Raw genomic sequence first — 7,076 nt, 5'->3', positions numbered from 1 at the left:
GGGCGCGGCCACGCAGAACTTGATCGCGGCCGGATCCCGCCCCGCCTTCTCCGCGGCGCTGCGCACCGCCTTGATCATCCACTCCGCGATGTCCGGGTCGGCGAGCTGCAGGATGTAGCCGTCGCCCACCTCGCCGGTCAGGGCCAGGGCCTTCGGGCCGTACGCGGCGACCCACACCTCGAGCCGGCTCTCCGGCGCCCAGGTGAACTGGAGCTCCCGGTCCCGCACCGTGACCTTCTCGCCGTTCGCCAGCCCGCGGATCACGCCGATGCTCTCCCGCAGCTGCGCGAGTGAGTTGGGCGGCAACCCGATCACCCGCAGCGCCGAGTCGCCGCGGCCGATGCCGCAGACGGTCCGGTTGCCGTACATCTCGTTGAGCGTGGCGAACTGGGACGCGATGACGGTCCAGTCGCGGGTGCCCGGGTTGGTGACCATGGGCCCGACCATCACGGACGAGGTCTCCGAGAGGATCTTCGAGTAGACGACGAACGGCTCCTGCCAGAGGACGTGCGAATCGAAGGTCCACACGTGGCTGAAGCCGGCCTGTTCCGCCTTCTTCGCCAGCTCGACCACGCCGAGGGCCGGCGGATCGTTCTGCAGTACGACACCGATGTCCATGCGCGCCTCTCAGATCAGGTAGTCGGAGAGGCCGCGCTTGACGTACCGGCCATGGCCCGCCCGGCCCGTGTAGGAGCCGTTCGAGCTGATCACCTCGCCGCGGGACAGCACCGTATCGACCTTGCCGTCGATCTCCCAGCCCTCCCAGGCGGAGTAGTCCATGTTCATGTGGTGCGTCTCGACGCTGATCCGGGTACGCCCGTTCGGGTCGTACACGACGATGTCGGCATCCGAGCCGGGCGCGATGAGGCCCTTCTTCGGGTAGAGGCCGAACATCCGGGCCGGCGTGGTCGCGATCGTCTCCACCCACCTGGCCAGCGACAGCTTCCCGTCGACCACGCCTTGGTAGAGCAGGTCGACGCGGTGCTCGACGCTGCCGATGCCGTTCGGGATCTTGGAGAAGTCGCCGATGCCCATCTCCTTCTGGTCCTTCATGCAGAACGGGCAGTGGTCGGTCGACACCACGGACAGATCGTTGGTCCGCAGGCCCTGCCACAGGTCGGCCCGGTGGCTCTCCTTGCCCGAGCGCAGCGGCGTCGAGCAGACCCACTTGGCGCCCTCGAACCCGGGCGCGCCGAGCTGGTCCTCCAGCGTCAGGTAGAGGTACTGCGGGCAGGTCTCGGCGAACACGTTGCGGCCCAGGTCGCGGGCGGCCCTGACCTGCTCGAGCGCCTTGGACGCGGACAGGTGCACGATGTAGAGCGGGCAGTCCGCGGCCACGCTCGCCAGCCAGATCGCCCGGCTGGTCGCCTCGGCCTCGAGCTCCTGCGGGCGGGTGAGCCCGTGGAAGATGGGGTCGGTCTCGCCGCGCTCGAGGGCCTGCTTGATCAGCACGTCGATGGCCGGGCCGTTCTCCGCGTGCATCATGATCATGGCGCCGTTGGACCGGGCCTTCTGCATCGCCCGCAGGATCTGGCCGTCGTCGGAGTAGAAGACTCCCGGGTAGGCCATGAAGAGCTTGAAGCTGGTGATGCCCTCGTTCTCGACCAGCTGGTCCATGGCCTTGAGCGAGTCGTCGTCGACGCCGCCGATGATCATGTGGAAGGCGTAGTCGATGTGGCAGTTGCCGGCCGTCTTCTGGTGCCAGGCGGCCAGCCCGTCCTGCACCACCTCGCCGTATCGCTGGATGGCGAAGTCGACGATCGTGGTGGTGCCGCCGATCGCCGCCGCCTTCGTACCCGTGTCGAAGGTGTCGCTGGCCTCGGTGCCGCCGAACGGCATCTGCATGTGCGTGTGCGCGTCGATCGCGCCCGGGATCACGTACTTCCCGGTCGCGTCGATGGTCTCCACGTCGTCCGGACCGCGGCCCGGAGCGAACAGCGCGACGACCGTCTCGCCGTCGACCAGCACGTCACTGACGACCGGCCCGGTCGCGTTGACGACCGTGCCGCCCTTGATCAGCTTCACAGCTCCACCGTCCGCGTGTAGCTCTCCGGGCGGCGGTCACGGTAGAACTGCCACCTCTCGCGGACCGTGCGGATGAGCGACAGGTCGATGTCGCGGATGATCAGCTCGGCCTCGTGGGTGTCGCCGACGTCGCCGACGAACTTGCCCTCCGGGTCGACGAAGTAGGACTGGCCGTAGAAGTCGTTGTCGCCGAGCGGCTCGCTGCCGACCCGGTTGATGGCGCCGATGAAGTACTCGTTCGCGACCGCGCTGGCCGGCTGCTCGAGCTGCCACAGGTACGCGGACAGGCCGCGGCTGGTCGCCGACGGGTTGAACACGATCTGCGCGCCGCCGAGGCCCAGCTCGCGCCAGCCCTCCGGGAAGTGCCGGTCGTAGCAGATGTACACGCCGACCTTGCCGACCGCGGTGTCGAAGATCGGGTAGCCGAGGTTGCCCGGGCGGAAGTAGAACTTCTCCCAGAAGCCGTTGACCTGCGGGATGTGGTGCTTGCGGTACTTGCCGAGGTAGCTGCCGTCGGCGTCCACGACCGCCGCGGTGTTGTACAGGACGCCTTCCTGCTCCTTCTCGTACATCGGCAGCACCATGACCATGCCGAGCTCGGCGGCCAGGGCCTGGAAGCGCTCGGTGGTCGGGCCGGGGATGGACTCCGCGTACTCGTAGTAGGCCGCGTCCTGGACCTGGCAGAAGTAGGGGCCGTAGAACAGCTCCTGGAAGCAGATCACCTTCGCGCCCTGCGCGGCGGCGTCCCGGGCGTAGTCCTCGTGCGCCTTGATCATCGACTCTTTGTCGCCCGTCCAGGTGGTCTGGACGAGGGCGGCGCGAATGACGTCGGTCATGAGCTCAGCCCCTTTCGATTGCCTGTGGCGTGGGTCACCAAGACAGTGTGATCGCCTTCGCAGCGCCTGTCATCGGCCCCTTGACATCCGGGGCCGATGCGGTAGGACACTACGACACAGATGGTGGCGAACAATTGCTTGATCGTTACCAAATATTTCGCCAAGTTAAATTCTGGAGGCCGCGATTTGCTCACCCTGATCGCCGGCGCTGTGGTAGATCGCAGCGCGCGCGGCATCGCCGCCGCGGTGAGCCGCCTGGTGACCGCCGGGGAGCTGCCCGGCGGCTCCCGGCTGCCGACCGTGCGGGACGTCGCGCGTGAGCTGGGGGTGAGTCCGACGACCGTGTCCGAGGCCTGGCAGAGCCTGCTGCGGGCGGGTGCGATCCAGACCCGGGGGCGTTCGGGTACGTTCGTCGCCCAGCCCGGCCGGCAGCAGTTGCGCTACTCGCAGATGAGCGGGCCGCCGCTCGCCCGCGACCTGTCCACCGGCGTTCCCGACCACGACCTGCTGCCGGATCTCACCGACGCGCTGAAGCGGGTCGGGGACGGCCGGCTGACCAGCAGCTACCTGGACACCCCGGTGCTGTCCGCGCTCGAGGACGTCCTGCGGTCGCGATGGCCCTTCGAGCCCGCGGCGCTGACCGTGGTCGACGGCGCGATGGACGCGCTGGACCGGATCACCGGGGCGGTGGTGCGGTTCGGCGACCGGGTGATCGTCGAGGATCCGGCCTTCCCGCCGATGCTCGACCTGCTGGACACGGTCGGCGCTACCGTCATCGGGGTGCCCGTCGGGGACATTCCGGAGATGCGGCGCGCGCTGCGATCGGCCGCGCCGGCGGCGCTGTTCCTCCAGCCGCGGGCACACAACCCCACGGGTACGAGCATGTCGCTCCCGCAGGCGGCCGAGCTGGCAGACGTGCTGAGCGGGTTTCCCGACGTGCTGATCGTGGAGGACGACCATGCCGGGGACATCGCGACCGCGCCGCCGGTCAGCGTCGGCCGCCACCTGCCGTCGCGGACCGTACACGTGGCCGGCTTCTCCAAGAGTCACGGCCCCGACCTGCGGCTGGCGGCGATCGGCGGCCCGGCCCGGGTGATCGACGCGGTGGCCGACCGGCGGCTGCTCGGCCCGGGCTGGTCCTCCCGGCTGCTGCAGGGCGTGCTGCTCGACCTGCTCACCTCCCCGGCCGCGATCACTCAGGTAACCGTCGCCCGCGACGAGTACGCCCGGCGGCGCTCCGGTCTCTGTGCGGCTCTCGGCGAGCGCGGCGCGCGGGCCACCGCCGACGACGGCATCAACCTGTGGCTGACCGTCGCCAACCAGCAGGACGCGATGGTCGCTCTGGCCGGGCACGGCATCACGGTCGCGCCCGGCTCGCCGTTCTGCCTCTCCCCGACCGAAGATCACGTCCGGGTGACCGCCGGTCTGGTCGCCGATGGGTTCGACGAACTCGCCACCATCCTGGCCTCGGCCGCCTCCACGGTGCGCCGTGGATACCGATAGACGGAGGTTCCTCATGACCGACGACCTGCTCGCCCGGCACCAGGCCGTGCTCCCCTCGTGGATGCCGATCTACTACGGCGACGAGGCGATCGAGATCGTGTCCGGCAGCGGCCGCCACGTGACCGACGCCAACGGCCGCACCTATCTGGACTTCTTCGGCGGCGTGCTGACCACGATGATCGGGTACGACATCCCGGAGATCCGCGCGGCCGTGGAGGAACAGATCCGCACCGGGGTCGCGCACACGTCCACGCTGTACCTGATCCGGCAGCAGGTCGAGCTCGCCGAGAAGGTGGCCCGGCTCTCCGGCATCCCGGACGCCCGCGTGTTCTTCACCAACTCGGGCACCGAGGCGAACGAGGCCGCGATGCTGATGGCCACCAACGTGCGCAAGAGCAACCAGATCCTCGCGATCAAGAACAGCTACCACGGCCGGACCTTCGCGACCATGGCGATCACCGGGCACCGCAGCTGGTCGTCGAGCTCGCTCAGCCCGCTGCAGGTGTCCTGGCTGCCGTCCGGCGACAGGGTCCGCGGGCGGATGGCCGGGCTGTCCGACGGCGACCAGATCGACGTCGCGATCGACGAGCTGCGCGAGACGCTGGCGACGGTGACCGCGGGCGACGTGGCGGCGCTGATCGCCGAGCCGATCCAGGGCGTGGGCGGGTTCGTGTCCGCGCCGGACGGGATGCTTGGCGCGTACAAGAAGGTCCTCGACGAGACCGGCATCCTGCTCATCGCCGACGAGGTGCAGACCGGGTGGGGCCGCACCGGCGAGCACTTCTGGGGCTATCAGGCGCACGACGTGGTGCCCGACCTGATCACCTTCGCCAAGGGCATCGGCAACGGCTTCGCGCTGGGCGGCGTGGCCGGGCGGGCCGACGTGATGAACGCGGTCCCGGCGATCAGCTTCTCCACCTTCGGCGGCAACCCGATCTCCTCGGCGGCCGGCAACGCGGTCATCGACTACGTGCTGAACCATGACCTGCAGGCGAACGCCCTGCGAGTGGGCACGATCCTGCTGGACGGCCTGCGGGAGGCGGCGGGGTCGCTGCCGATCGTGGCCGAGGTGCGCGGACGCGGCCTGATGCTGGCGGTGGAGCTGGTGCGTCCGGGCACCACGGAGCCCGACTCGGCCGCGACGCTGCGGGTCTTCGACGAGTGCCGCAAGAACGGCCTGCTGGTCGGCAAGGGCGGCCTCTACAACAACGTGCTGCGGATGGGCCCGCCGCTCACCCTGACCGAGGAGGAGGCCCGCGAGGGCCTGGCCGCCCTGGTCGCGGCATTGCGGACGGTGAACGCCGAGACCCCCTGAACGGGTGCCGCCCGCTCAGTGGTGTCCGATCATCGGGCGAATACGGATGATCAGCGCATGTACACCGTCCATCCGGGCGAGAAGCGTCTGCACGATGACAAGACGCTCGTGGAAGTTCGCCGTTTCCGCGACGCTCTGCGCCGCGCTACCGCTCACCGTTCCGGCGCCGGCGGCCGCTCATGGCCGTGCCGGGAATGCTGTGGTGACACAGTGGAACTCCATCGCGGTCCGCACGATCTTCACCGAGAACAACACGCCCATCCCGAGCTCCGGCCTCTACTTCGGGTTCGTCTCACTGGCCGTCTATGACGCGGTCGTCGCGATCGAGGGGCGCTACCGTCCGTACCTCCGTCAGCCCCGCGTGGACCGGCGCGCCTCCGTCGAGGCCGCCGCCGCGACCGCCGCGCACGACGTGCTGGCTCACTACTTCCCCGGCTCGGCGCCCGCGCTGGCCACCGATCTGGCCGCCGCACTCGCCGCGATCCCGGACGGCTCCCGCAAGACCGAGGGACGCCAGGCAGGCGCGACGGCGGCGGCTTCACTCATCCGGGTACGCGCCGACGACGGTCGCAATGCACCGATCCTGTTCACCAAACCGCCCGGCCCGGGAGTGTGGCGGCCCACGCCGCCCGCGAACGCCCCGATGGCCGTACCCTGGCTCGGCTTCGTCCGCCCGCTCACCCTGCGCGCCCCGACCCAGCCCTGGCTGCGCGGCTCGGCTCCCCTCACCAGCGTCACCTATCGCAAGGAGCTCGCCGAGGCCCGCGCGTGGGGATCGGCGACCAGTACCGTGCGGTCCGAGGCGCAGACCGCGACCGCCCTGTTCTACAACGCGAACGCGATCATGCAATATCAGGTCGCCCTCCGTGATGCGGTGACCGCACGCGGCTGGGATGCGGTGCGCGCGGCCCGGGCGTTCGCGATGCTGAGCACGACCACGGCGGACGCCCAGATCCGATGCTGGCGCGCCAAGTACGACGACGGGTTCTGGCGGCCGATCACCGCGATCCGCGAGGGCGCCGTCGACCCGGACCCGTCCTGGACATCGCTCGCGGCGGCCCCGCCCTATCCCGACTACACCAGCGGGCATGCCTGCGTCACCGGCGCGACCACCAGCACCTTCGCGACGCTGTTCGGTCCGCGCACGTTGAACGTCACCGTGCCGTCGTTGTCGACTGCGCCGGCGCGGCACTACGACAGCGCGGCCGCGCTGGAACGCGAGGCCTTCGATGCCCGGATCTGGCTGGGCTTCCACTTCCGCCGTGCGATGGAGGACGGCAACTACATCGGCCACTACACGGCCCGCTGGGTGCAGGCCGGCTGGTTCCAGCGCTCAGCCGTATCTGCGGAAGGGTGACGTCCCGGACGCCTTGGCCAGGGCGGCCTTGAGGCCGCCC

The 7,076-nt window shown here is 69.9% G+C and carries 6 protein-coding genes; 3 read left to right on the top strand and 3 right to left on the bottom strand.

Features of this window, described 5'->3' with window-relative positions:
* From AB0M20_RS19500 to AB0M20_RS19490, 3 genes are all read right to left on the bottom strand, one after another.
* Positions 1-618, bottom strand: a 618-nt coding sequence (locus AB0M20_RS19500) for a TIGR03842 family LLM class F420-dependent oxidoreductase (RefSeq protein ID WP_364299958.1), incomplete at its 3' end; no start/stop codon positions are given.
* 9 nt (positions 619-627) lie between these two features.
* On the bottom strand, positions 628-2,025 hold the full coding sequence (gene hydA, locus AB0M20_RS19495) for a dihydropyrimidinase (RefSeq protein WP_364299956.1): 1,398 nt from the start codon (positions 2,023-2,025) through the stop codon (positions 628-630).
* Positions 2,022-2,861 carry a nitrilase-related carbon-nitrogen hydrolase gene (locus tag AB0M20_RS19490; protein ID WP_364299954.1) on the bottom strand — a complete coding sequence of 280 codons (840 nt, stop codon included), beginning with the start codon at positions 2,859-2,861 and terminating at the stop codon, positions 2,022-2,024. Before AB0M20_RS19490 ends, hydA begins: the two co-directional genes overlap by 4 nt.
* Before the next feature lie 210 nt (positions 2,862-3,071).
* Between AB0M20_RS19490 and AB0M20_RS19485 the strand changes: the two genes are divergently transcribed.
* The 3 genes from AB0M20_RS19485 to AB0M20_RS19475 all read left to right on the top strand — a co-directional run bounded on the left by AB0M20_RS19485 (position 3,072) and on the right by AB0M20_RS19475 (position 7,036).
* The gene (locus AB0M20_RS19485) at positions 3,072-4,364 is read left to right on the top strand and encodes an aminotransferase class I/II-fold pyridoxal phosphate-dependent enzyme (RefSeq protein WP_364299952.1); all 1,293 of its coding nucleotides are present in this window, start codon (positions 3,072-3,074) and stop codon (positions 4,362-4,364) included.
* A 13-nt stretch (positions 4,365-4,377) separates the two neighbouring features.
* Positions 4,378-5,679 carry an aspartate aminotransferase family protein gene (locus tag AB0M20_RS19480; protein ID WP_364299950.1) on the top strand — a complete coding sequence of 434 codons (1,302 nt, stop codon included), beginning with the start codon at positions 4,378-4,380 and terminating at the stop codon, positions 5,677-5,679.
* 94 nt (positions 5,680-5,773) lie between these two features.
* A complete protein-coding gene (locus AB0M20_RS19475) occupies positions 5,774-7,036 on the top strand; it encodes a vanadium-dependent haloperoxidase (protein WP_364299948.1) in 1,263 nt (420 codons plus the stop codon).
* The last annotated feature ends 40 nt before the right edge of the window (positions 7,037-7,076 follow it).

Source organism: Actinoplanes sp. NPDC051633, from assembly GCF_040681735.1.
Lineage (GTDB): Bacteria > Actinomycetota > Actinomycetes > Mycobacteriales > Micromonosporaceae > Actinoplanes.
The sequence above is the reverse complement of the archived record's forward strand: the minus strand, read 5'-3'. Positions and strand labels throughout refer to the sequence as shown.

Bases quoted from the DNA above. Each gene is read 5' to 3' on its own strand.
- AB0M20_RS19480 (WP_364299950.1), top strand. From the start codon at position 4,378: ATGACCGACGACCTGCTCGCCCGGCACCAGGCCGTGCTCCCCTCGTGG.
- AB0M20_RS19490 (WP_364299954.1), bottom strand. From the start codon at position 2,861: ATGACCGACGTCATTCGCGCCGCCCTCGTCCAGACCACCTGGACGGGC.
- AB0M20_RS19475 (WP_364299948.1), top strand. From the start codon at position 5,774: ATGACAAGACGCTCGTGGAAGTTCGCCGTTTCCGCGACGCTCTGCGCC.